Origin of the sequence: Thalassococcus arenae, from assembly GCF_019104745.1 — a bacterium.
GTDB classification, from domain to species: Bacteria; Pseudomonadota; Alphaproteobacteria; order Rhodobacterales; family Rhodobacteraceae; genus Thalassococcus_B; species Thalassococcus_B arenae.
The window spans coordinates 1,533,461-1,556,454 of record NZ_JAHRWL010000001.1; the positions used below are offsets into that span (position 1 = coordinate 1,533,461).

General features: G+C 66.1%; 21 protein-coding genes. 9 read left to right on the forward strand and 12 right to left on the reverse strand.

The genetic code is table 11. From position 1 onward, the window contains the following. Positions 1-2: 2 nt before the first annotated feature. Complete coding sequence (locus KUH32_RS07540) at positions 3-467, forward strand: PTS sugar transporter subunit IIA (protein ID WP_217777420.1); 465 nt, start codon at positions 3-5, stop codon at positions 465-467. Between the two features lie 75 nt (positions 468-542). Here the strand turns inward: KUH32_RS07540 and KUH32_RS07545 are convergent, their stop codons facing one another. The 8 genes from KUH32_RS07545 to cysQ all read right to left on the reverse strand — a co-directional run bounded on the left by KUH32_RS07545 (position 543) and on the right by cysQ (position 9,965). Beyond that, the gene (locus KUH32_RS07545) at positions 543-1,973 is read right to left on the reverse strand and encodes a nodulation protein NodH (protein WP_217777421.1); all 1,431 of its coding nucleotides are present in this window, start codon (positions 1,971-1,973) and stop codon (positions 543-545) included. A 6-nt stretch (positions 1,974-1,979) separates the two neighbouring features. Next, positions 1,980-3,680, reverse strand: a complete 1,701-nt coding sequence (locus KUH32_RS07550) for a DUF5927 domain-containing protein (RefSeq protein WP_217777422.1) — start codon at positions 3,678-3,680, stop codon at positions 1,980-1,982. Beyond that, positions 3,677-4,687, reverse strand: coding sequence for a glycosyltransferase family 2 protein (locus tag KUH32_RS07555; protein ID WP_217777423.1), 1,011 nt, complete (start codon positions 4,685-4,687; stop codon positions 3,677-3,679). Before KUH32_RS07555 ends, KUH32_RS07550 begins: the two co-directional genes overlap by 4 nt. Before the next feature lie 48 nt (positions 4,688-4,735). Beyond that, positions 4,736-5,935: a glycosyltransferase family 4 protein gene (locus KUH32_RS07560; protein ID WP_217777424.1), complete on the reverse strand. Its 1,200-nt coding sequence runs from the start codon at positions 5,933-5,935 to the stop codon at positions 4,736-4,738. Next, positions 5,916-6,899 (reverse strand): UDP-glucose 4-epimerase GalE, encoded by a 984-nt coding sequence (galE, locus tag KUH32_RS07565; RefSeq protein WP_217777425.1) that lies wholly within the window; start codon positions 6,897-6,899, stop codon positions 5,916-5,918. Before galE ends, KUH32_RS07560 begins: the two co-directional genes overlap by 20 nt. A gap of 4 nt (positions 6,900-6,903) precedes the next feature. Then, entirely contained in the window at positions 6,904-7,797 is an 894-nt protein-coding gene (galU, locus tag KUH32_RS07570; RefSeq protein WP_217777426.1) for a UTP--glucose-1-phosphate uridylyltransferase GalU, read from the reverse strand. Between the two features lie 116 nt (positions 7,798-7,913). Then, complete coding sequence (locus tag KUH32_RS07575; RefSeq protein ID WP_217777427.1) at positions 7,914-9,164, reverse strand: glycosyltransferase family 2 protein; 1,251 nt, start codon at positions 9,162-9,164, stop codon at positions 7,914-7,916. 3 nt (positions 9,165-9,167) lie between these two features. Further along, positions 9,168-9,965, reverse strand: coding sequence for a 3'(2'),5'-bisphosphate nucleotidase CysQ (cysQ, locus tag KUH32_RS07580; RefSeq protein WP_217777428.1), 798 nt, complete (start codon positions 9,963-9,965; stop codon positions 9,168-9,170). A 125-nt stretch (positions 9,966-10,090) separates the two neighbouring features. On the opposite strand from cysQ, the gene KUH32_RS07585 reads away from it, so the two are divergent. Further along, positions 10,091-10,921 (forward strand): ABC transporter permease, encoded by an 831-nt coding sequence (locus tag KUH32_RS07585; protein ID WP_217777429.1) that lies wholly within the window; start codon positions 10,091-10,093, stop codon positions 10,919-10,921. Positions 10,922-10,937: 16 nt separating this feature from the next. Here the strand turns inward: KUH32_RS07585 and KUH32_RS07590 are convergent, their stop codons facing one another. After that, positions 10,938-12,128, reverse strand: a complete 1,191-nt coding sequence (locus tag KUH32_RS07590) for an ROK family protein (protein ID WP_217777430.1) — start codon at positions 12,126-12,128, stop codon at positions 10,938-10,940. Between the two features lie 139 nt (positions 12,129-12,267). Here KUH32_RS07590 and KUH32_RS07595 point away from each other — a divergent pair, with 139 nt between their 5' ends. The 4 genes from KUH32_RS07595 to KUH32_RS07610 all read left to right on the forward strand — a co-directional run bounded on the left by KUH32_RS07595 (position 12,268) and on the right by KUH32_RS07610 (position 16,038). After that, complete coding sequence (locus KUH32_RS07595; protein ID WP_217777431.1) at positions 12,268-13,287, forward strand: sugar ABC transporter substrate-binding protein; 1,020 nt, start codon at positions 12,268-12,270, stop codon at positions 13,285-13,287. 270 nt (positions 13,288-13,557) lie between these two features. Further along, positions 13,558-14,619: an ABC transporter permease gene (locus KUH32_RS07600; protein ID WP_217777432.1), complete on the forward strand. Its 1,062-nt coding sequence runs from the start codon at positions 13,558-13,560 to the stop codon at positions 14,617-14,619. Continuing rightward, positions 14,616-15,389 carry an ATP-binding cassette domain-containing protein gene (locus tag KUH32_RS07605; protein WP_217777433.1) on the forward strand — a complete coding sequence of 258 codons (774 nt, stop codon included), beginning with the start codon at positions 14,616-14,618 and terminating at the stop codon, positions 15,387-15,389. Before KUH32_RS07600 ends, KUH32_RS07605 begins: the two co-directional genes overlap by 4 nt. 1 nt (position 15,390) lies before the next feature. Next, on the forward strand, positions 15,391-16,038 hold the full coding sequence (locus KUH32_RS07610) for a nucleoside/nucleotide kinase family protein (RefSeq protein WP_217777434.1): 648 nt from the start codon (positions 15,391-15,393) through the stop codon (positions 16,036-16,038). A gap of 88 nt (positions 16,039-16,126) precedes the next feature. Here KUH32_RS07610 and KUH32_RS18560 read toward each other — a convergent pair whose 3' ends face one another. Both KUH32_RS18560 and KUH32_RS07615 read right to left on the reverse strand, forming a co-directional pair. After that, on the reverse strand, positions 16,127-16,258 hold the full coding sequence (locus KUH32_RS18560) for a hypothetical protein (protein WP_284438319.1): 132 nt from the start codon (positions 16,256-16,258) through the stop codon (positions 16,127-16,129). 107 nt (positions 16,259-16,365) lie between these two features. Next, a complete protein-coding gene (locus KUH32_RS07615; protein WP_217777435.1) occupies positions 16,366-16,971 on the reverse strand; it encodes an alpha-ketoglutarate-dependent dioxygenase AlkB family protein in 606 nt (201 codons plus the stop codon). Positions 16,972-17,192: 221 nt separating this feature from the next. Between KUH32_RS07615 and dnaK the strand changes: the two genes are divergently transcribed. The 3 genes from dnaK to radC all read left to right on the forward strand — a co-directional run bounded on the left by dnaK (position 17,193) and on the right by radC (position 21,413). Then, positions 17,193-19,112 carry a molecular chaperone DnaK gene (gene dnaK, locus KUH32_RS07620; RefSeq protein WP_217777436.1) on the forward strand — a complete coding sequence of 640 codons (1,920 nt, stop codon included), beginning with the start codon at positions 17,193-17,195 and terminating at the stop codon, positions 19,110-19,112. Between the two features lie 71 nt (positions 19,113-19,183). Then, positions 19,184-20,338: a molecular chaperone DnaJ gene (gene dnaJ, locus KUH32_RS07625; protein WP_217777437.1), complete on the forward strand. Its 1,155-nt coding sequence runs from the start codon at positions 19,184-19,186 to the stop codon at positions 20,336-20,338. Positions 20,339-20,648: 310 nt separating this feature from the next. Next, positions 20,649-21,413 (forward strand): RadC family protein, encoded by a 765-nt coding sequence (gene radC, locus KUH32_RS07630; protein ID WP_217777438.1) that lies wholly within the window; start codon positions 20,649-20,651, stop codon positions 21,411-21,413. Between the two features lie 4 nt (positions 21,414-21,417). Here the strand turns inward: radC and KUH32_RS07635 are convergent, their stop codons facing one another. Then, positions 21,418-22,977, reverse strand: a complete 1,560-nt coding sequence (locus tag KUH32_RS07635) for a substrate-binding domain-containing protein (RefSeq protein ID WP_217777439.1) — start codon at positions 22,975-22,977, stop codon at positions 21,418-21,420. Between the last annotated feature and the right edge of the window lie 17 nt (positions 22,978-22,994).

Sequence of the window (22,994 nt, forward strand, 5' to 3'; positions counted from 1 at the left end):
GAATGAAGTTTCTGGACATTCTCAAGCCCGAGGCCGTCAAGGTTCTATCGGCCGTATCCAGCAAGAAACGGCTGATGCACGATATTGCCGAACTGGCCGAGGACGCCTACGGGATCACGGCGGAAACCACCGTGGATGCATTGCTCGAACGGGAATCGCTGGGGCCGACCGGTGTCGGTCACGGCGTCGCCCTGCCGCATGCCCGGCTGGCGGACCTGCAGGAAGTCGTGGGCGTGTTCATCCTGCTGGAAAAACCCATCGATTTCGATGCGGTTGACCGGCAACCGGTGGACGTGGTCTTTGCGCTGTTCGCGCCCGAGGATGCCGGCGTCGAACACCTCAAGGCGCTGGCCCTGGTGTCGCGCAACCTGCGCGACGCATCGCTGTGCGCCAAGTTGCGCGCCAATCACGACCCGGCGACGCTGTTCACCATCCTGACCGAAACCGAATCCGTGCGCGCCGCCTGATACGCGGCCCGGACGGATCGGCAGCGAAAGCCCCGTGCAATCGCAGGGCTTTTTCCTGTACGAGTCCTTTGCGATTCACGCCCAGTCGTCGAAACCGAACATCAGGTAATCCCTGCCATAGGCGTCGCGGGCCAGTTTCTCGATCCGATCGTCATAAATCTGGGCCAGGGCATGGGGCGCGGCGATGGGCAACGGTTCGGGATCGGCCGGAGCAGGGTGGCCCACCTGCATGGCCAGTGGCGGCAGATAGGTGGCCATCTCGTCCTCGCGCACGATCATGTCGGGCAGGGTGAATTCGGCAAAGCCCTCGAGAACCTGCGCCTGGCTGGCCCAATGGCCGTCGACCCGCACGCCGGTCTGGTTCGACAGGTTGGCCTTGAGAAAGGCCAGGAACCCCGTGAAAGCCTCGCGATGCGCCGACAGGTCATAGCCGTCGTCCAGGTCGCCCTCGGGGATCGGCAGGTTGTGGGCGCGGCGCAGCGTCTTGCGGATGCCGGCGAACGATCCCTTCCCGGTGCCCAGGATCTTGGTGCAGAACGCGTCATGGGCGCGGGCCACGGGATGCCGGATCACCGTGAACGACCGGTGCCCCGGGCGTTCGCGTTTCCACTGTTTCAACGAGGACTGGTTGAAATCGCGGGTCAGCGCGTCTTCGTCCACGCCGTCCAGCGCCGCCAGCCAGCCGCGCACCGCCGCCTCGGGTCCGGAACGGATCGGCAGGTACAGCAGCGGCGTCTGCGCGGCGGCCAGGTAGGTCGGCACGACCGCCCCGCGGCGCGGTTCGAAATTCGGCGTGCGCGTCAGGTTGAACCGGTCCAGCCGGGACAGCGCGCGGGCCATCTCGTCGGGGTTCGACACCTTTTCGGTGATCGGCTCGGGGTTCTGACGCTTGAGCGCGGAATTCAGGCTGTCCAGCTGCGACCGCGCACCCAGCCATCGCGCCAGCCCGTTCATCACCCCGACATCCTGCAGGTCTTCGTAGGCGACGTAAAAGGCGGTCTGCCCGCTGCGCTGCAATTCGTTCATCAGGAAAACCTGGAATTGCTGCAGCGCCGCCAGGTGTTCCTCGAATTCGCGGGCGTCGAAGCGCACCTTGGCATCCTTGCGCTTGGCGACATTGGTCAGCTTCCATTGCCCGGTGGCCTGCGCGATCTTCCAACTGACATAGCTGTCGGCAGGATTGCGGGTCAGGATGATCTTGGCGGTGCGCTCGTCCTCCAGGATGCGGGGCAGGATGCGCGGATCATGGTCGTGGAAGAACCGGAACCCGCCGATCCCGCCGGGCGTCGCCTTGCGGATCTGGCCCAGCAGGCGCGCCGGGTCGGCGTCGCGTTCGGCCTGGGTGACGCCCAGGATGTCCTCGGACGTGGGATAGCCGATGAAATGCGGGTTGAACGCCTCGCCATGGCAGGTGATGCCGTCAAAGGCGTTCAGGTTCGCCTCGAGAAAATTCGACCCGGTGCGCATCTCAGCGAAGACGACGAAAAGATCGAAACGGTCGGACATCGCGGCTCAGTTCTTGACCAGATAGGGTTTTCGGGGCCGGCCGTTCTGCGCCGGCGGTATCGGATCGACCGGGAAATCACCCATCAGGTAGGGATGCATCCCCTGGTTCTTGAGGTTCTGCAGGAACTGGCCGAACCCGGTCAGGTCCTCCAGTCTGGGGGCCTCGGCCAGGCGGCGCAGGCTCTTCTGGCCGATCTCGTCGATGATGACCTGCAGCGGTTCCATGGGGGATTCGATGAATTCGGCCATTGTCCAGATGCGGATCCGTGCCTTGGTGTCGGGCGACCGCAACTCGTCCAGCATCCGGCTCTCGATCTTCTGCAGCAGTGCCGCCTCGGCGCGGATATCGGCAAAATTGGCGTTCGACTTGAACAGCGGCACCGCCCAGGCGCCCGAGATCACGCTGATCTGCGCGTTGGGGTCGCGCGACATGTGCCAGTTGATCGACGTGGTGTCGCGCGGCCCGTACTGGAAACATTGCCGTTCGCCGCGGGTGTTCCACAACAGGTTGGTCAGAAACGCCTTGGGGTTGGCGTCGCGCAGCTTGGCGTTGTCGGACAACGCGCCGTTCAGCACGGTCTGCCCGCCCGCGAACTCGGCCCGGCCCGGCGCGAAGAGATGGCCGTGCACCTGCGCACCGGTGGCCCGCGTCAGCCAGTCCTCGAAATTCGCGAACAGCTCGGTGAAGCCCTGAAAGACCGAATACTTGCCCGCCGTCACCCCGTTTTCCCAGCCCCAGTTGGGAAAACGGCTTTGCATGTACAGCCCCGATCTGCCCCGGGTCCGGCGTTCGACCGCCTTGGCGAAGATCCGGTCGATCTTGCCGGGGTTCGGCTCCTGCCCGTTCTCGGCGCCGATCTCGTCGCTCAGGAAATGCGTGTAAAGCCGTTCCGCATACGGCCAGATCTTGCGCGCGACGAAACAATCCGACCGGCGCAGCAATTGCAGATGGTCGTCGTAGAAGATGTGCGGCTTGCCCTGGAAGTCGAACTTGGACAGGGTCAGCGACCGGCTTTCGATATTGGTCGAATACAGCCGCGCCAGGGTCTGGAAATAGCTTTCGTCGGGGATCCAGACCTGCCGGAAATAGCGGTCATGCGCCCGGCGGTTGGGATCCTGCAGGATCGCCGAAAGGGTCTGCCGGGTCAGGCACCACCACTGGCTGCCCATATGCGGCACCACGCCCCCGGGGATCTTGCGCCGAATGCCCAGGCGGCGCTGCATGTCGACGAACTTGTCGAACAGGTAGCGGTGCTTGCGCCACGAGAACGGGAAATACAGCGTGAACCGTTCGCGATCCAGACCGCCCACCGTCCAGGGCACGTCCGCGGTGGTGGCGCTTTCGATGAAATCGGTGCGCGGCCGGTCATCCAGATAGGCGATCAGGTCTTCGACCGGACGCAGGGGCAGGCAGGCGCCCGAGGCCAGATAGACATGGCGGACATCCGGGAATTTCTCGAGCATCAGCTCCGACGCGTCCTGGCTGGCGGCGACCAGCCCCCAGGTGCCCCATTCGCAGCGGTGGCGGCGCGAGAACAGCAGGTCCGGCACGTCGCCCAGCCTGCGCACGAAATCCGCGTAAACCGGTTTGGGGACGTTCCTGTCGACATGGATCACCACCGGACAGCCGGCCTTGGACCAGTGCCGCGCCACCTGCTCGGCCCGGCCAAGCGCGGTATGCACCAGCATGATGATGCCCAGGCTCATGCCCAGTTCCCCTTGGACATCAGTCCCAGGATTTCCAGTTGCCGCCAGTTGATGAATTTCTCCGACCACTTGCACCACAGGTCGGGGTTGTCCTTGATGCCCTGCGCATAGGCCAGGTATTCCTTGGATCCGGCGTAATGCTGCTTGCGCTCCAGCTCCTCCTGCGCCTTGACGCTGAAGGTGTCCAGGAACTTGGTATGCAGCAGCAGGCCGCTGGCCTTTTCGCCGCCCCATTCGTCATAGACCAGGTTCAGCCCGCGCGGCAGCAGGTTGTGGGTCGAGCTGACATAGGTATAGCGCCGGTCCCATTTCACCAGCGGGATCTTGTTCAGCGCCGGCGCCGCCTCGGGAAGATCGGTAAAGAACATCCGCGCCCGCGGCCCGCCCTGGATCCACAGGTTGCCGAAGCGCGGGTTCTTCTGGATCGTGTAGTTGCCGGCATCGAACCACGACGCGATTTCCAGCGGGTTCTGTCCGGCCCGGTAGGGCTGCGCATCGATCCGCCCCTTGGGGTACATGTCCAGCAGCATCGCGCTGAACGACTTGATCGAACTGGCATCCAGCCAGTCGGTCAGCGCGCGCAGGGGGCGGGTATCGCAGAACGGGTACAGGAACAGTTCGTCGGGATCGACGGTCAGGCACCAATGGCCATGGCCGTGTTTGCGCAGCAGCCAGTTCATCCAGTCCATGCCGAACCGCGCGCGCTTGTAGCTTGCCGTGGTGGTCCAGACCGACACGTCGGGTTGGCGAGCCAGGTAGTCCAGCGATCCGTCGGTGCTGTCGTTGTCGACAAAGAAGAAGTGGTTGACGCCCATGTCCCGGTAGAATTTCAGGAAATAGGGCAGGCGGACGCCTTCGTTCCGCTGCGTCGAAAACACCAGCAGGTCCGAGGGCCGGACCTTTTCCGTGCGCAGGGCGACCGGATGCAGGTTGCGGCGCTTGCGCAGCGCGCGGATGCGCCACCGCTTGCGCTGAAGCCTCAGCCGGTATGACTGCCAAACGCCCAATCGTGCCCCTCTTGACCGGCGTACCGGTCCAAACCGTTATCGCGGCTATCAGATCAGCGTTAACACGGTGTTGAAGTGCGCGTCCCAGCCGGGTGCCCGAAACCTTGGTGCCGTGCCGCTCTTCCGCCCTTCGCGATGATCGTCAACCAGTCGTTTTATCGTTGTCAGCCAAAGATAGCGGTCCGATACATCAGCGTAAACGGGAATATCTCCCACGATCTCTCGATAGACCTCCAGATCGTTGCACAAAACCGGCACTTCCAGCGCCGCCGCCTCGGCAGGGGGAAAGCCGTAGCCCTCGGCCAGGCTGGGATGCAGCAGACCGGCCGATTCCCGCAAAAGGCCGAAAACATCCATATCCGGGAGGCCGGTCAATTCGTGGATCCGAGGATGGCCGCGGTCCAGCGCGGCAAAGACCGCCGCGTTGTTCCAGCCGCGGTTGCCGATCACCAGCAGATGGGCATCAGGCACCTCGTCCCACAGGTCCAGCAGCAGGGCGTGGTTCTTGCGCGGCTCGATCGTGCCCAGCGTCACGAACCAGGTCTTGCCGGTCCAGGGTCCATCCGGCGGCGGCCCGGCAACCGGCGGGGTCACCCCAAGGGGCGCCACCACCGTTTCGGGCGTCAGGCCCAGCGGGTCCAGATGCGCCGCCAGCCGGTTGCGCGTGTGCTGCGAATTGCAGATCACCAGGTCGCTCAGCGCGCCCGCGCGCCGCAGAAAGCCGCGAAACGGCTCGACCGTGCCGGGTCGCTGGAAATGCGGAAAATCCAGCGGGATCGCGTCATGCACCATCACCGCCACCCGCGCCTTGCGCAGCCGCAGCGCGCTCAGCACCCGTTCGGTCAGGTTGGTATGGCCGGTGTTGATGTAATGCACGCCCTCGGGCAGGTGCCGGGCCAGCATCCGCGACAACCGGACGGCCAGGCAACGGTCCAGGCAGATCCGTCGCAGATCGGCCTCGGCCCGGGCGCGCATCGGGTCCAGCTTCGGCTTGATCCGCGCCAGCCGGTCGGCCGGGCCCCAGCCGCCGCCATCCAGCCGCGCCTTCAGCCCCGCGCAGCCGGCCCGGTCCAGCAGCACGAACCCCAGCGACGTCCGCACCAGCCCGAACAGCGGCGCCGCGCCCTCCAGCAGCCGCGCCAGATAGGCATATTCGACACGGTCCACCCCGGTCTGCACCTGCCCCGCGCGGCTGACCAACCGGGTCAGGTCCAGCAGGCGGGTGGGTTCAGCGATCGTAGGGGCCATGTTTGTGCCAGCGCCAGGCATCCGCGATCATGTCGGGCAGGGTCGACCGCCGCGGCCGCCAGCCCAGTTCCTGCCCGGCCCGCGTCGATCCCGAAACCAGCTTGGTCGCGTCGCCCGGCCGGCGCGCTCCTTCGGTGAACGGCACCGCCCGGTTGGTGACGGCGCGCGAGGCGTCGATCACCTCGCGCACAGAGAAACCGGTGCCGGTGCCCAGGTTGAACACCCGGCTCGGCTGGCCTTCGCGCAGCCAGCGCAGGCCCAGCACATGGGCCTCGACCAGGTCCCAGACGTGCACATAGTCGCGGATGCAGGTGCCGTCGGGCGTGTCGTAATCGGTGCCGTGGATGGTCAGCGCGTCGCGCTGGCCGTCGATCGCCTCGAGCATCACCGGGATCAGGTGCGTTTCCGGGCGGTGGCATTCGCCGACCTCGCCATCGGGGTCTGCGCCGGCGACGTTGAAATAGCGAAAGATCACGTGCCGCAAGCCGAACGCGGCTTCGAAATCATGCAGGATGTTTTCGACCGCGCGCTTGGACGCGCCATAGGCGTTCAGCGGCTCTTGCGGGGTGTCTTCGTCCAGCACCACTGTGTCATGCTCGCCATAGGTGGCGCAGGTCGACGAAAAGACGAAATCCAGGCAGCCCGCGGCGCAGGCCGCCTCGACCAGGGTCAGCGATCCGCAGACATTGTTGCGCCAGTAAAGGCCGGGCTTGGCCATCGCCTCGCCGACCTGGCTGAGCGCGGCGAAATGCATCACCGCCGCCGGCTGCCAGCGTTCGAACACCGCGTCCAGCCGGGCGCGGTCTGCCAGATCGCCCTGTTCGAACGGGCCGAACTTGACCGCCTGTTTCCAGCCGGTGCTCAGATTGTCATAGGTAACGGGCGTGAACCCGGCGGCCACCAGCGCCTTGCAGGCGTGCGAGCCGATATAGCCGGCGCCACCGGTGACCAGGACCGTCGTCACCGGTTCATTCCGCCGCTTTGCGCGCCGCCAAAAGCTCGTGCAGATAGGTTTCGAGGTCGTCGCGCAGGTCGTCCCGCGCCAGGCCGAAGGCCACGGTGGCCTGCAGGAAACCCGCCTTGGACCCGCAATCGAAACGCTGGCCGCGGAAGCGGTAGCCATAGACGCCCTTTTCGGTGCCGATCTCGGCGGCGATGGCGTCGGTCAGCTGGATCTCGCCCCCGGCGCCGGCCTTGATCCTGTTGAGATTGCGCAACACGTTGGGATGCAGGATGTAGCGACCGATCACCGCCAGGTTCGACGGCGCTTCGCCGGTCTTGGGCTTTTCGACCATGCCCTTGACCGACACCATGGCGCCCATGTCCTCGCCGATGTCGAGAATGCCGTAGGCGTTGGTCTTGTCCGAAGGCACCTCCATCGCGGCGACCATGTTGCCGCCGGTCTCGGCATAGGCTTCGACCATCTGCTGCAGACAGGGCTTTTCCGCCGCGATCACATCGTCGGGCAGCATCACCGCAAAGGGTTCGTTGCCGACCAGGCGCCGCGCGCACCACACCGCGTGACCCAGCCCCAGCGCCTTGTGCTGGCGCATATAGGCGATCTCGCCGCTGTCCATGTTGGTCGATTTCAGGATTTCCAGCAGTTCGGTCTTGCCGGCCTTGCGCAGCGTCTGTTCCAGTTGCGGCGCCTCGTCGAAATAATCCTCCAGCGCGCTTTTCCCGCGCGAGGTGACAAAGATGAATTCCTTGATACCGGCGGCGCGGGCTTCGTCGATGGCGTATTGCACCAGCGGTCGGTCGACCAGGGTCATGATTTCCTTCGGCACCGATTTGGTGGCCGGCAGAAAGCGCGTGCCAAGCCCGGCAACCGGAAAGATGGCTTTCGTGACCTTGTTTCTCATTCGGCTGCTCCTTCATCCCCATCGCGTTTTCGCGGTGCGGGGCCGTTTTCCGGCACGATACAGGGTTCGGCCCGTCTCTAAAACGATATTCTCCGGACATTAAGGGGAATTCTCGTCTACATTTGGTCACCGTCGGGCCCTTGCGCCTGCCGCACCGGGGCCGTGCGCGCGATTTCCCGTCGCAACCGCCGGGCGAAAGTGGTCAGGCGCAGCGGCGGGTCCGTCCGGTCGCTGCGGCCCAACAGCCCGCCGGTCTGTTCCCAGACGCCGTCTTCGGTAAAGCGCACCCGGTGACGGCGCGCGGTGGGCGAAAACAGGTAAAGCGACACGATGGCCCCGTCGCGCGCGGCCTGCGCCGCCTCGGCGCGCTTGCGCGTGGCCTGCCAGACGCGCCCGGCGATGACGCGCCGCGGCGCCTCCGGGCGGCCGGGATAGGGGCGGAACGGCTGCGTGGCCTGCGGGATCGGCGGCAGCGGCGCGGGCACGCGGGTCAGGCCGTCGCGCACGCCCTTGCGAAACCGCCGCATCAGCCGCGCCACGTCATCGGCCCCCAGCGGGCCGCGCTGCATCGCCCGCAGGCAACGCATGCGCTGTTCGGCCCGGTGCTTGGCCAGCGCCACCTTGCGCGCGCCCTTGCCGCAATGACGCTCGAGGAAAGCCGCGACCGACGCGCCGATCTCGAACAGGTCGCGCGGGCTGCGGTCGGCGGCGCGCTGCGGGCTTTCGGCAAAGCCGTGATGGACCTGTGCCAACGGCACCAGTGCGGTGGCGCGCCCGGCCTTCGCCAGCCGCAGGTTCAGGTCGGTTTCGTCCAGGTAATAGTGAAACGCCGGGTCGAAGCCGCCGATCGCGGCCAGAACGTCGCGCCGCACGGCCATGTTGGTGCCTTCGGTCTTGACCGCCAGACCGGGTTGGCCGTGCAGCACCGTGGGTTCCGCCGGGTCCAGCTCGACATCGGTCGTGCGCCCGTTGCCGTCCACCATCCGGCCCCGCCACTGAAAGGAAATCCCGTTGCGCCCCAGCACGAAACCACCCGCCGCCGCGACCTGCGGATCGGCGAAAGCCCCCGCCAGGTGGCTGAGCCACAGCGGTTCGGGCACCGCGTCGTCGTCGATGAAGGCCACGATATCGCCCGACGCCTCTGCCACGCCGATGTTGCGCGCGGCCGAGATATTGGCCACGTCGCAGGCCGCCAGCTTGATCGCCGCCGCATCGTCGCGCGCGGCGACCGCTGCGCGGCCCGCCTCGCAGGCCACCACGACCACCTCGAATTCGGGGTAATCCAGTTGCGCCACCGCGGTCAGGCAACGCTGCAACGCCGCCGGGCGGCCCCGGCTGACGATCACCACGCTGACCGGCGGCGCCATCGCTCAGCCGCCCTTCAGCTCCACGCCCGGCGCGTAGGCGATGAAGAAGGGATTGCCGAAACCCGGCTTGCCATAGGCCAGCGGCGTGTGGTCGTCGAAGCGGATCACGTGGCCGCCCGCGCCGGCCAGCACGGCATGGCCGGCGGCGGTGTCCCATTCCATCGTCCGGCCCAGGCGCGGATACAGGTCCGCCTCGCCCGTCGCCACCAGGCAGAATTTCAGCGACGACCCGGCGCTGCGCATGTCCTTGACGGCGTATTGCCCGATATAGTCGTCGGTCGCCTGGTCGCGGTGCGATTTCGACGCCACCACCATCAGCGCGTCGTTGTCGGGCTGGCTGACACCGATCGGCGTGGTCTCGCCCGGCGTCTCGGGGTCGAACGGTCCGGTCTCCTCGACCGACTGGCCGGTCGCGGTGGTGTAGAACATCCGCCCCTTGGCGGGGGCATAGACCACGCCCCGGCGCGGGGCGCCGTCCTCGACCAGCGCGATGTTGACGGTGAAATCGCCGCGGCGGTTGATGAATTCCTTGGTGCCGTCCAGAGGATCGACGATCAGGAAGGTCATCGCCTCGACGCCGTGGCTGTCGGCCTGTTCCTCGGTCACCAGCGCGACATCGGGAAACGCCGCGCGCAGACCGGCCGCGATCAGCGCATCCGCCGCCTCGTCGGCCTCGGTCACCGGGCTGGCGTCGGACTTCACCTTCACGTCGAAATCGTCGGACTCGTAGATCGCCATGATCTTCTCGCCCGCCTCGATCGCCAGTCGGCGCATCACCCGTGTCAGCTCGGAATAATTCACGATAGCGCTCCATCCGCCCGCGCCGCGACGCGGTTCATTGATTTGCAATCCCGCGCCCCTTATGCTGCCGCGAAATCAAAACGGCAAGAAAACTGCCGGTCCCGCGTCATCGGAGCAGTGCGCAGATGTTTCAGACCCACGCCAAGCGGACCCGCCTGGGTTCGGCGCTCTACATCGCCGAACTGGTCTATCACAACACGGTGCGGTCGGTGCGCAAGGCGCATGGCAACGCCTTCATGGCGATCTTCATGAACATGCTGCAGACGATCATCTTCGTCATGGCCTTCTTCTTCATGTTCCAGATCCTCGGCCTGCGCGGCACCGCGCTGCGCGGCGATTTCATGATCTACATCATGACCGGGATCTTCCTCTACATGACCCACACCAAGACCATCGGCGCGGTGATGGGGTCCGAAGGGCCGGCCAGCCCGATGATGCAGCACGCGCCGATGAACACCGCCATCGCCATCGCCGCGGCGATGCTCAGCACGCTCTACATCCAGATCCTGTCGCTGTTCGCCATCCTGTTCGTCTACGACGTCGCCTTCAATCCCTTCGTCATGCAGGAAATCCACGATCCGATCGGCTGCATGGCGATGGTCCTGCTGGCCTGGTTCTCGGGTGCCGGCATCGGCATGGTGTTCCTCGCGCTCAAGCCCTGGTTCCCGACCCCGGTCAGCATCATCTCGACCGTCTACCAGCGCGCCAACATGATCGCCTCGGGCAAGATGTTCGTGGCCAACACGCTGCCGACCTACATGCTGGTGATGTTCGACTGGAACCCGCTGTTCCACACCATCGACCAGTCGCGCGGCTATGCCTTCGTCGACTACAACCCGCGCAACTCGACCTGGGAATATGCCTTCTATGTCGGCGTCGCGCTGATCATGATCGGGTTGATGGGCGAGTTTTACACCCGCAAGCACGCCTCGGCCTCGTGGGGCGCACGGCGCTGAGCCACCGGGCCGCCGCTCAGCCGGAAAAGATCCGCACCAGGATCGGCTGATAGGCCGCGCCCAGCGCGCCCGACCGTTCGCCCAGGCAGCCCTCGTGCACACGGATGGCGTTCAGGCCCTGCTGGTCGATCCGGGCGATCTCGGCCTCGACCATGGCGCGGGCGCGGGTCCGGAAGACCGGCGGCAGCACCCCGTCCAGCACCACGTCCGACACGTCCAGCACCGCCGCCACCGCGACGATGGCCTGCGCCAGCCCGGTCGCCGCGGTCTCCAGCCAGGCGCGCACCTCGGTCTCGCGGTCGAACCACAGCCGCTCCTCGGCGCGCAGGTTGACCGGGCGTCCCAATGCGGCGGCCATCTGCCGTTCCAGCCGATAGATCGACGCCTGGTGGATCAACTGGTGGTCGGGCCGACCGGTATCGCCGACCGGGATGCTGCCGAAGGCGCCGGCATTGCCGCGCCCGCCCTGCATGACCCGGCCGTCCAGCACCACCGCGCCGCCGACAAAGGCCCCCAGGTAGAAATAGGCGAAATCCGTCAGGTCGCGCCCGACGCCGAACATCACCTCGCCCGCCGCGGCGAGGTTGACGTCGTTGCCGACAAAGACCGGCAGGTCGGTAAAGGCGGCAAACGCGTCTTCAAAGGCATGATCGCGCCACAGATCGGCGCTGTCCTTCGGCGCGCCCAGCCCCTCCAGCCAGTTCCAAAGCTCGAACGGCGCGGCCACGCCGATCCCGGCCACGCGCGTCATGTCGGGGCAATGCCCGGCGCCGGCGATTTCATCCAGGCCGTCCCGGACGAAATCGTCGATCGCGATCGGGGTCGGATAGGGGTAGCGGATGACGCTGTCCCAGACCGGTTCGCCCAGCAGGTTCACCAGGGTCAGCTCGGCACTGCGCCGGCCCAGCCGCAGCCCGACCGAATACGCCCCGTCGGCACGCAGCGCATAGGGCACCTGCGGCTTGCCGACCTTGCCCTTGACCGGGTCCAGCCGTTCGACAAAACCGCTTTCTTCCAGGGACCGCAGGATGACCGAGGCGGTCTGCGCCGACACGCCCAGCCCCTTGGCGATGGACGCGCCCGACGACGGCCCCATATTGCGCAGCAGCGTCAGCATCTCGCGTTCGTTGTGGCCGCGCACGTCCGAAGTCGTGCGGCCCATGCCGTTGCCGGACCTATCGCGCCCCAGGGTCATGATGCTGTTCACGGGTCTCTCCCTGATCCGCATTCTAGCCGTATGCGAATAAATAAATCAATCTGATTTAAATATTGACGCAAGGTAAATCTTTGGCCAGCATCAGCATCAGCCGGGTGCCGAGTCGCCCCGGAAAACTGGGAGGAAAACCATGAAAAGACTTCTCGCCGGAACGGCGCTGGCCGTGACCGCTCTGACCGGGGCCGCGCAGGCCGGCAGCCATGCCGTCAGCGCCTGCCTGATCACCAAGACCGACACCAACCCGTTCTTCGTCAAGATGCGCGAAGGCGCCGAGGCCAAGGCGGCCGAACTGGGCATCACGCTCAACAGCTATGCCGGCAAGATCGACGGCGACCACGAAACCCAGGTTGCGGCGATCGAGACCTGCATCGCCAATGGTGCCAAGGGCATCCTGCTGACCGCCTCCGACACCTCGTCCATCGTGCCCGCCGTCCAGCAGGCCCGTGACGCCGGCATCCTGGTCATCGCGCTGGATACGCCGCTCGATCCCATCGATGCCGCCGACATGACCTTTGCCACCGACAATTACCTGGCCGGTCTGCTGATCGGGCAATGGGCCAAGGCGACGCTGGGCGATGCCGCGGCGGATGCCAGGATCGCGACGCTGGACCTCAACGTCAGCCAGCCCACCGTGGACGTGCTGCGCAACCAGGGCTTCCTTGACGGCTTCGGCGTCGACCTGGCCGACCCCAACGTGATCGGTGACGAAACCGATCCGCGTCTGGTCGGCAGCGACGTCACCGACGGCAACGAAGAGGGCGGCCGCCGCGCGATGGAAAACCTGCTGGCCAAGGATCCGACCATCAACGTCGTGCACACCATCAACGAACCCGCCGCCGCCGGCGCCTACGAGGCGCTCAAGGCCGTGGGGCGCGAAAACGACGTGCTGATCGTGTCGGTCGATGGCGGCTGCCCCGGCGTGCAGAACGTCAAGGACGGCGTGATCGGCGCGACCTCGCAGCAATATCCGCTGCTGATGGCGTCGCTGGGCATCGAGGCGATCGCGGCCTGGGCCGCCGACGGCGTCAAGCCGCAGGCGTCCGAGGGCAAGGACTTCTTCGACACCGGCGTCGCGCTGGTCACGGACAAGCCCGCCGAGGGGGTCGAATCGATCGACACCGCCAAGGGCATGGAGCTGTGCTGGGGGTGATCGCACAGACCCGGCGGCTCTGCCGCCGGGCGAACCCTCCGGTGGAGGGTTCGGTGCGATCACGGGCGAAGCCCCGGGGATTGAACCCGGCGGCTCTGCCGCCGGGCGAACCCTCCGGTGGAGGGTCCGGCGCGATCACGGGCGTAGCCGCGGGTGTGAACCCGGCGGCGCAACCCGCGCATCGTTCGATACCGCATCGTCCGACATGATGACCGAAGGGCGGGCCGCCGCCCTTCGGCACGACGCAAGACCAGGCAAGGGGCCGCAAGCATGAGCCAGAGCGACAACTACGAATCCGCCGCCTCGCAGGCCGCGACCGAGGTCGCCTCCTTCGACGAACATCAAAAGGGCCTGCTGGGCAAGTTCCACCACGCCCTGCACGTGACGCCCGCGCTGGTGCCGCTGATCGTGCTGGTCAGCGCCATCGTCATCTTCGGCCTGCTGCTGGGCTCGCGGTTCTTCTCGCCCTTCGCGCTGACGCTGATCCTGCAGCAGGTGCAGATCGTCGGCATCGTCGCCGCCGCGCAGTCGCTGGTGATCCTGACCGCCGGCATCGACCTGTCGGTCGGCGCCATCGCGGTGATCTCGTCGGTGGTGATGGGCCAGTTCACCTTCCGCTACGGCCTGCCGGTGGAAATCTCGGTGCTTTGCGGGCTGGCCTTCGGCACCGCCATCGGCGCGCTGAACGGCTGGCTGGTGGCGGCGATGCGCCTGCCGCCGTTCATCGTCACGCTGGGCATGTGGCAGATCGTGCTGGCGGCGAATTTCCTCTATTCCGCCAACGAAACCATCCGCAGCCAGGACATCGCCGAACAGGCGCCGCTGCTGCAATTCCTGGGCACCAAGTTCAACATCGGCGGCGCCGTGTTCACCTATGGCGTGATCTTCATGGTCGCGCTGGTGCTGGTGCTGGCCTACGTGCTGCGCCACACCGCCTGGGGCCGGCATGTCTATGCCGTCGGCGACGACCCCGAAGCGGCGGAACTGTCCGGCGTCAACGTCAAGGCGACGCTGATTTCCGTCTATGCCATCGCCGGGCTGATCTGCGCCTTCGCCGGCTGGGCGCTGATCGGGCGCATCGGGTCGGTCTCGCCGACCTCGGGCCAGCTTCTGAACATCGAATCGATCACCGCCGTGGTGATCGGGGGCATCTCGCTCTTCGGCGGGCGCGGGTCGATCCTGGGCACCTTCTTCGGCGCGCTGATCGTCGGCGTGTTCACGCTGGGCCTGCGCCTGGCCGGAGCCGACGCGCAATGGACCTTCCTGTTGATCGGCGTGCTCATCATCGCCGCTGTCGCCGTCGACCAGTGGATCCGAAAGGTGGCCGCATGACCCAGCCCATTCTCTCCGCCAAGAACCTGGTCAAGCGCTACGGCCGCGTCACCGCGCTGGACCATTGCGACTTCGAACTGATGCCGGGCGAAATCCTGGCCGTGATCGGCGACAACGGCGCCGGCAAGTCGACGCTGATCAAGGCCGTGTCCGGCGCCGTGATCCCCGACGAAGGCACCGTCGAGCTGGAAGGCAAGCGAGTGAATTTCCGCTCGCCCATCGAGGCCCGCGAGGCCGGCATCGAAACGGTCTACCAGACCCTTGCCATGTCGCCCGCCCTGTCGATCACGGACAACATGTTCATGGGCCGCGAAATCCGCAAACCCGGCTGGCGCGGCCGCATCCTGCGCCAGCTCGACCGCAAGCGGATGGAGGACATCGCGCGCCAGAAACTCTCGGATCTGGGGCTGATGACGATCCAGAACATCAACCAGGCGGTGGAAACCCTGTCCGGCGGCCAACGCCAGGGCGTCGCCGTGGCCCGCGCCGCCGCCTTCGGCTCCAAGGTCATCATCCTCGACGAACCCACAGCCGCGCTGGGCGTCAAGGAAAGCCGCCGGGTGCTGGAACTGATCCAGGACGTCAAGGCGCGCGGCGTGCCGATCATCCTGATCTCGCACAACATGCCGCATGTCTTCGAACTGGCCGACCGCATTCATGTCCATCGGCTGGGAAAACGGCTGTGCGTCATTGACCCCAGGAACCACAGCATGTCTGATGCGGTGGCGTATATGACGGGCGCCAAGCTGCCCGACGGAGTGGAGGGTTGATATGGCGAACGCAGTCGAAACGATGGCCGAGGCCGTTCTGGCGCAACCGGCACAGGGCCGCCGCAGGCTGGTGGCGGTGGTGGGCGCACCGGGCAGCGGCAAAAGCACCTTGGCGGGGCAGTTGCGCTATGCGCTGAGAGAGCGCGGCGAAACCGCGCGCGTGGTGCCGATGGACGGCTTCCACCTCGACAATGCCACGCTGCAGGAACGCGGCCATCTCGACCGCAAGGGCGCCCCCTGGACCTTCGACGTCGCAGGCTTCGTCGATCTGTGCAAACGGCTCAAGACCGACGACCAGGTGACCTTCCCCGAGTTCGACCGCGACACCGACAACGTCATCGCCGATGCCGGCGAAATCGGCCCCGGCGACAGCACCGTGATCGTCGAAGGCAACTACCTGCTCTACGACGAAGACGGCTGGCGCGACCTCGCCCCGCTTTGGGACATGTCGATCCGGCTGATCGTGCCGATGGAAGACCTCGAACGCCGGTTGACCGAACGCTGGACCGGGCTGGGGCTGGATGCCCAGACGACGCGGCAGAAGGTCCTGGGCAACGACCTGCCGAATGCCAAGCTGGTCTATACCCATGCGTTGCCGGCCACGCATGGCCTGCGCCCGCCGGAAACCCAGGCCGCGCAAAACTCTTGAAGAAAGAGTTTTGCAAGAATTTTTCTGAAAATTCTTGCCCGCGCGGGTCGCCACCCGCAGCGCCCGAGCCGCCCGGTGCCGGGCCGGTTCAGCCCTTTCCGGCGGTGTCGATCGCGGCAATGTCGGTCGTGTGCATGGCCGGCATCACCGCCCGCCAGGCGCCGGTCCGGCCCCGGTCATCGGCCGCCACCGGGCCCGCAAACGCCGCGCCGCCACGCATCAGGCATATCCGGTTCCCCGGATATGCGGGTCGTGATGCGGCCTTTTCCTGTCTTGCGCGCCCCGGTCCCTCGTTCGCCGATCGCGCGGCGCCGCGCCGCTCCGCGCTCAGGTCACAACCCGCAGCGTCAGGTTGATCCGCCCGCCCCTGGGCAGCAGCGTGGACGATCCGAACCGGATGCGGTCGACGCCGTGATGGGCCAGCCGCGCCGCGCCGCCCATCACGACCACGTCGCCCGACCGCAGCCACAGCGATTCCGTCGGCCCGCCGCGTTCGACATTGCCCATCCGGAACAGCCCGTCATCGCCCAGCGACACCGACAGGACGGGACAGCCGAAATCGGCCTCGTCGCGGTCCTGGTGCAGTCCCATCCGCGCGCCCTCGCCATACCAGTTGATCAGGCAACATTCGGGATCGCGCGGGCAATCCGCCAGGGCGCGCCACAGCGCCAGCACCGCGTCCGGGATCGGCGGCCAGGCCATGCCCTGCGGATGGCGCTCGGCATAGCGGTATCCCGCCCGGTCGCTGATCCAGCCGAACCGTCCCGCGGCGCTCATCCGGACCGACATCGGCTGGCCGCGCGGCGTGACCTGTTGCACCAGCGGCGCCCGGGCCAGGATTTCGCGCAGCTCGGCCACCAGGTTTTCCTGCGCGGCCCGGTCCAGCGATCCGGGAAAGATCCGGAATCCGCGGCGCTCGATCACCGCGGTCATCGCATGCCCCGTCCGCCGTCAGTGACCGAATGCACGGGTTTTCTCCCCAATTTGCCGCAACAGGTGGATGCAGGCCGCTTGCAGGCCCAAATCGACCTACTTATATACCGTCCGAACGCGCGGGGGCACGCCCCTCGCGCATGTCCAAGAAACAGCGGGGCCGGATGCCGTAACGGGTCCTTCGCCTCGTGACATCGCCTGATGAAGAAAGGGATCGAACCATGGCCAAAGTAATCGGCATCGACCTCGGCACCACCAACTCCTGCGTCGCCATCATGGACGGCGCGCAACCCCGCGTGATCGAAAACTCCGAAGGGGCGCGCACCACGCCCTCGATCGTCGCCTTCACCGACGACGAACGCCTCGTCGGCCAGCCCGCCAAGCGGCAGGCCGTCACCAACCCCGAAAACACCATCTTCGGCGTCAAGCGCCTGATCGGCCGCCGCATCGACGACGCGGCCCTGTCCAAGGACAAGAAGAACCTGCCGTTCACCGTCATCGACGGCGGCAATGGCGACGCCTGGGTCGAATCCAAGGGCGAGAAATACAGCCCCTCGCAGATTTCGGCCTTCATCCTGCAGAAGATGAAGGAAACCGCCGAAAGCTATCTGGGCGAAGAGGTGAAGCAGGCGGTCATCACCGTCCCGGCCTATTTCAACGACGCCCAGCGTCAGGCGACCAAGGACGCCGGCAAGATCGCCGGCCTGGAAGTGCTGCGGATCATCAACGAACCGACCGCCGCCGCGCTGGCCTACGGTCTGGACAAGAAGGAAAGCAAGACGATCGCGGTCTACGACCTCGGCGGCGGCACCTTCGACGTCACCATCCTGGAAATCGACGACGGCCTGTTCGAGGTCAAGTCGACCAACGGCGACACCTTCCTGGGTGGCGAAGATTTCGACATGCGGATCGTCAACTACCTGGCGGACGAGTTCAAGAAAGAGCACTCGGTCGACCTGACCAAGGACAAGATGGCGCTGCAGCGTCTCAAGGAAGCGGCCGAAAAGGCCAAGATCGAACTCAGCTCCAGCTCGCAGACCGAAATCAACCAGCCGTTCATCTCGATGGGTGCCAACGGCCAGCCGCTGCACATGGTGATGAAGCTGACCCGCGCCAAGCTGGAAAGCCTGGTGGGTGATCTCATCAAGGGTTCGATCAAGCCGTGCCAGGCCGCGCTCAAGGATGCCGGCCTGTCGACCTCGGATATCGACGAGGTGGTGCTGGTCGGCGGCATGACCCGCATGCCCAAGGTCATCGAGGAAGTCACCAAGTTCTTCGGCAAGGAACCCCACAAGGGCGTCAACCCGGACGAAGTGGTCGCCATGGGCGCCGCGATCCAGGCCGGCGTGCTGCAGGGCGATGTCAAGGACGTGGTGCTGCTCGACGTGACCCCGCTGTCGCTCGGCATCGAAACCCTGGGCGGCGTCTTCACGCGTCTGATCGACCGCAATACCACGATCCCCACCAAGAAATCCCAGATCTTCTCGACCGCCGAGGACAACCAGTCGGCGGTGACCATCCGGGTCTTCCAGGGCGAACGCGAAATGGCGGCCGACAACAAGATGCTGGGCCAGTTCAATCTCGAAGACATCCCGCCCGCTCCGCGCGGCATGCCGCAGATCGAGGTGACCTTCGACATCGACGCCAACGGCATCGTGTCCGTCGGGGCCAAGGACAAGGGCACCAACAAGGAACAGAAGATCACCATCCAGGCATCCGGCGGCCTGTCGGACGAGGATATCGACAAGATGGTCCGCGAGGCCGAAGAGAACGCCGAGGCCGACAAGGCCCGCCGCGAACTGGTCGAGGCCCGCAACCAGGCCGAAAGCCTGATCCATTCGACCGAGAAATCGGTCGAGGAACACGGCGACAAGGTCGACCCGTCGACCGTCGAGGCGATCGAACTGGCCGTGGCGGCACTCAAGGACGATCTCGAAAAGGACGACGCGACCGCCGAAAAGATCAAGTCGGGCATCCAGAACGTCACCGAGGTCGCGATGCGCCTGGGCGAGGCGATCTACAAGGCCCAGGCCGAGGAGGCCGGCGAAGAACCGGCGGCGGCCGATGCCGCGGGGGCGGCCGACGACGACAGCATCGTCGACGCCGATTTCGAGGATCTCGACGACAACAAGCGGGCCTGAGGCCGGCGTGGAACCGATCGGGGCCGGCCGCTGCGCCGGCCCCATGCGTTCCACCCCAAAGGAGAACGTGAATGTCCAAGCGTGACTATTACGACGTGCTCGGCCTCTCCAAAGGCGCCTCCGCCGAAGAGATCAAGAAAGCCTACCGCGCCAAGGCCAAGGAATTTCACCCCGACCGCAACACCGACAAACCCAACGCCGAGGCCAAGTTCAAGGAGGTGAACGAAGCCTACGACGTGCTCAAGGACGCCGACAAGAAGGCCGCCTATGACCGTTTCGGTCACGCCGCCTTCGATGGTGGCATGGGCGGCGGGCCGCGGCCTGGCCAGGGGGGCTTCGGCGGCGGCAATGCCGATTTCGCCAGCGCCTTTTCCGACGTGTTCGACGATCTGTTCGGCGATTTCATGGGCGGTCGCCAGGGCGGCGGACGCCAGCGCGCCGCGCGCGGCGCCGATCTGCGCTACAACCTGCGCGTGACGCTGGAAGAGGCCTATGCCGGCCTGCAAAAGACCATCAAGGTGCCGACCTCGGTGCAATGCGGGTCGTGCAACGGGTCGGGCGCCGAAGGCGGGGCGGAACCGTCCACCTGTCCGACCTGTTCGGGCATGGGCAAGGTGCGCGCCACCCAGGGCTTCTTCACCGTCGAACGCACCTGCCCGACCTGTTCGGGGCTGGGCCAGATCATCAAGAACCCCTGCAAGACCTGCGGTGGCAACGGCCGGGTCCACAAGGATCGCGCGCTGTCGGTGAACATCCCCCGCGGCGTCGAAACCGGGACCCGCATCCGCCTCGCCGGCGAAGGCGAGGCCGGGATGCGCGGCGGGCCGCCGGGCGATCTCTACATCTTCATCGAGGTCGAGCCGCACAAGATCTTCGAACGCGAAGGCACCGAACTGCATTGCCGCGTTCCGGTCTCGATGGGCGTCGCCGCACTGGGCGGCGATATCGAGGTGCCGACGATGGATGGTGGCCGCTCGCGCGTCAAGATTCCCCCCGGCAGCCAGTCGGGCCGCCAGATGCGTCTGCGCGGCAAGGGCATGCCGGCCCTGCGCGGCGGTGCGGTGGGCGACATGTTCATCGAACTGGCCGTGGAAACGCCGGTCAACCTGACCGCGCGGCAAAAGGAATTGCTGCGCGAATTCGAGGATCTGTCCGAGGACAACAACCCGGAATCGAAAAGCTTCTTCTCCTCGGTGAAAAGCTTCTGGGATTCGATGAAATCCTGACGCGGGCCGCCGCGTCGTTAACCCAAGCTGACGCAGCGTCATCCGGGCCGGTCCGCAAGGGCCGGCCTTTTCGCGGCAATCCGTCCCGAACGCCGTCCGAATCGGACGGATTGCTCGGATCGGGTCCGTTTCCTGCCCGAATCGGTTCGGGCAATCCGTCCTGAAATCGCGGGATTCAGGACGGATTGCCGGCGCCGTTTCTGCCGCTGCGCGCCGCTGCGCCGCGGGTTTCGCCCGGTTAATGCCCTGGGCCGTTGCGCTCAGCTTTCGTTAACCCGGTCTTCATCACCCCTGCGCCACCCTGCCGGACATGACACGGGGACCGCATTTTTCCGACAGCCAGGCGGCGCTGTTCGACTTCGACGAGGCGCGCAAGACCGTCGCTGCCGCGCGCGGCCGACAACCCTCCTACATCCGCGATCACCGCGCCCGCTTGCGCGAACGGTTCCTGGTCGGCGGCGCCGCCGCCCTGCCGGATTACGAATTGCTGGAACTGGTGTTGTTCCGCGCCATCCCGCGCCGCGATGTCAAGCCTCTGGCGCGGCAACTGCTTGAAACCTTTGGGGATTTCAACGGTGTCCTGTCGGCGCCCCGGTCCCGTCTCGAAGACGTGCCGGGCGTGGGCGAGGCTGTCGTCACCGAACTCAAGATCGTCGAGGCCGCGGCGCATCGGCTGGCGCAGTCGCGGGTGCTGGGCCGTCCGGTCATCAGCTCCTGGGATGCGCTGATCGACTATTGCCAGGCCGCGCTTGCCCATGGCGAGATCGAGCAGTTCCGCGTGCTTTATCTCGACCGCAAGAACGTGCTGATCGCCGACGAGGCGCAGGCGCGCGGTACCGTCGATCACGTTCCCGTCTACCCCCGCGAGGTGGTGAAACGGGCGCTGGAACTGAATGCTACCGCCTTGATACTGCTGCACAATCACCCGTCCGGCGATCCGACCCCCAGCCGCGCCGATATCGACATGACCGCCCAGGTCCAGACCGCGGCCGAGGTTTTCGGCATCACGCTGCACGACCATCTCGTCATCGGCCGCGCCGCGACGCTCAGCTTCCGCTCCGAAGGGCTGCTCTGACGGCTCAGCGCACCCAGACTTCGACCCGCCGGTTGACCTGACGGCCCCAGCCGGTGTCGTCGCAGGCCATCGGCATCGCCTCGCCGAAGGCTTCGGTGTGGATGGTGATCTGGTCCGGGTCTGCGTCCTCGGCCGCTTCCAGCACTGCCTCGCGCACCGCCTGCGCGCGTTTGCGGGCGATCTCCAGGTTGGCCTCCGCCGGTCCCTGGCCATCGGAAAACCCAACGAAAACAAGGGTCCGCCCGTCGTAATCCCGCTGCTCCAGCGACCGTGCCAATTGCTGGACGTTCGATCGCGACTGCGCATCCAGCCGCGCCGATCCCGCCTCGAAGCGGAACGATGTGGTCAGCCGCCGCATCGGTTTCAGCGTGGTGACCATGCGCTGCAACTCGGCGAACCCGGCCGGGTCCGCGGCCACCGAGATCGCGTTTGCGAACCGGTCGCCCTGCAGATCGATGGGCACCTCCTCGGGCGCCTGGTCGACAAAGCCGGCGCGCCGGATCACGATCTGCGCGGGGTCGGATCGCGTGTAGGTCAGGAAGTCGCGTGCCAGCGCCGGCAACCTGCGTGCGGGCAGGTAAAGAAACATTGGGGAAGTCAGCGGATAGTCCTCGGTCTTGATGCTGCGCCGCGCCGCCCGCATCTGAAATCCGCAACTCCCTGATAAGACAAGAGATTTCGTGTTTCCCGTCTCCGAGTAGCTGGCCAGCCCGATGCCGAACGGATCGCGCGCCACCGCTCGCGCCAGCCCGGCATTGGTATCGTGCCGCACCACGTCATCGGGCAGCATCAGACCCACGTTGCGCAACAGCCGGTCCTCGATCCCTTGCGCCAGCCCTGAGGCGGCGTCGCGCAGATGCAGCGTGACCGGCGCGTCCGGCCCGCCCAACTCGCGCCAGTTGGTCAGTTGGCCAGACAGGATGCGCGACAGATCGCGCAGCGAAATCGCATCGACCGGGTTGGCTGGCGCCACCACCGGCACCATCGCATCCAGCGCCAGGACCCTGCTGCGATTGACATCGGTCAGGCGCCCCAGCCCCACCTCCTCGGCCAGACGGACCTCCGAGGCGCGGATCTCGCGCAGTGCCATGACGATATCGGCCTCGTCGGCCAACAGATCGGCGAAACCCTCGTCGGTATTGGTCACCCGGAACTGGAACCGACCCACGATCTTTCCGGTTTCGCTATTGGCCAGAACATAGGTGAAATGGGTCTCATCCAGCGTTTTCCGCTCGGTCGTCAGGCCGTTGCGCAGTGCGAAGCCTTCGATCAGCGCCGGCATCAGGACCGATCCGATCGTGGCCGATCCCGAAATCTGCAGTTCCGCCACGAAATCGGTCAGCGACGGGCAGCCGGGCCCTTCGCAGGTCACGCCGGACCCGTCCAGCGTCAGTTCGCCGAATTGCGACCGGATGCGATAGAATTCACCGTCGAAGCCCAGCAACGTCCCGCTGACCTCGATCGCGCCATCGCGCGACCGCAGGGTCACATCCTGAGCGGCCAGGGCCGAACCGAGCGAAAAAAGGAAAAGTGCGGCGAAGACCGCCGCACGCAATACCCGCATGTGAAGCCTGTGAAATC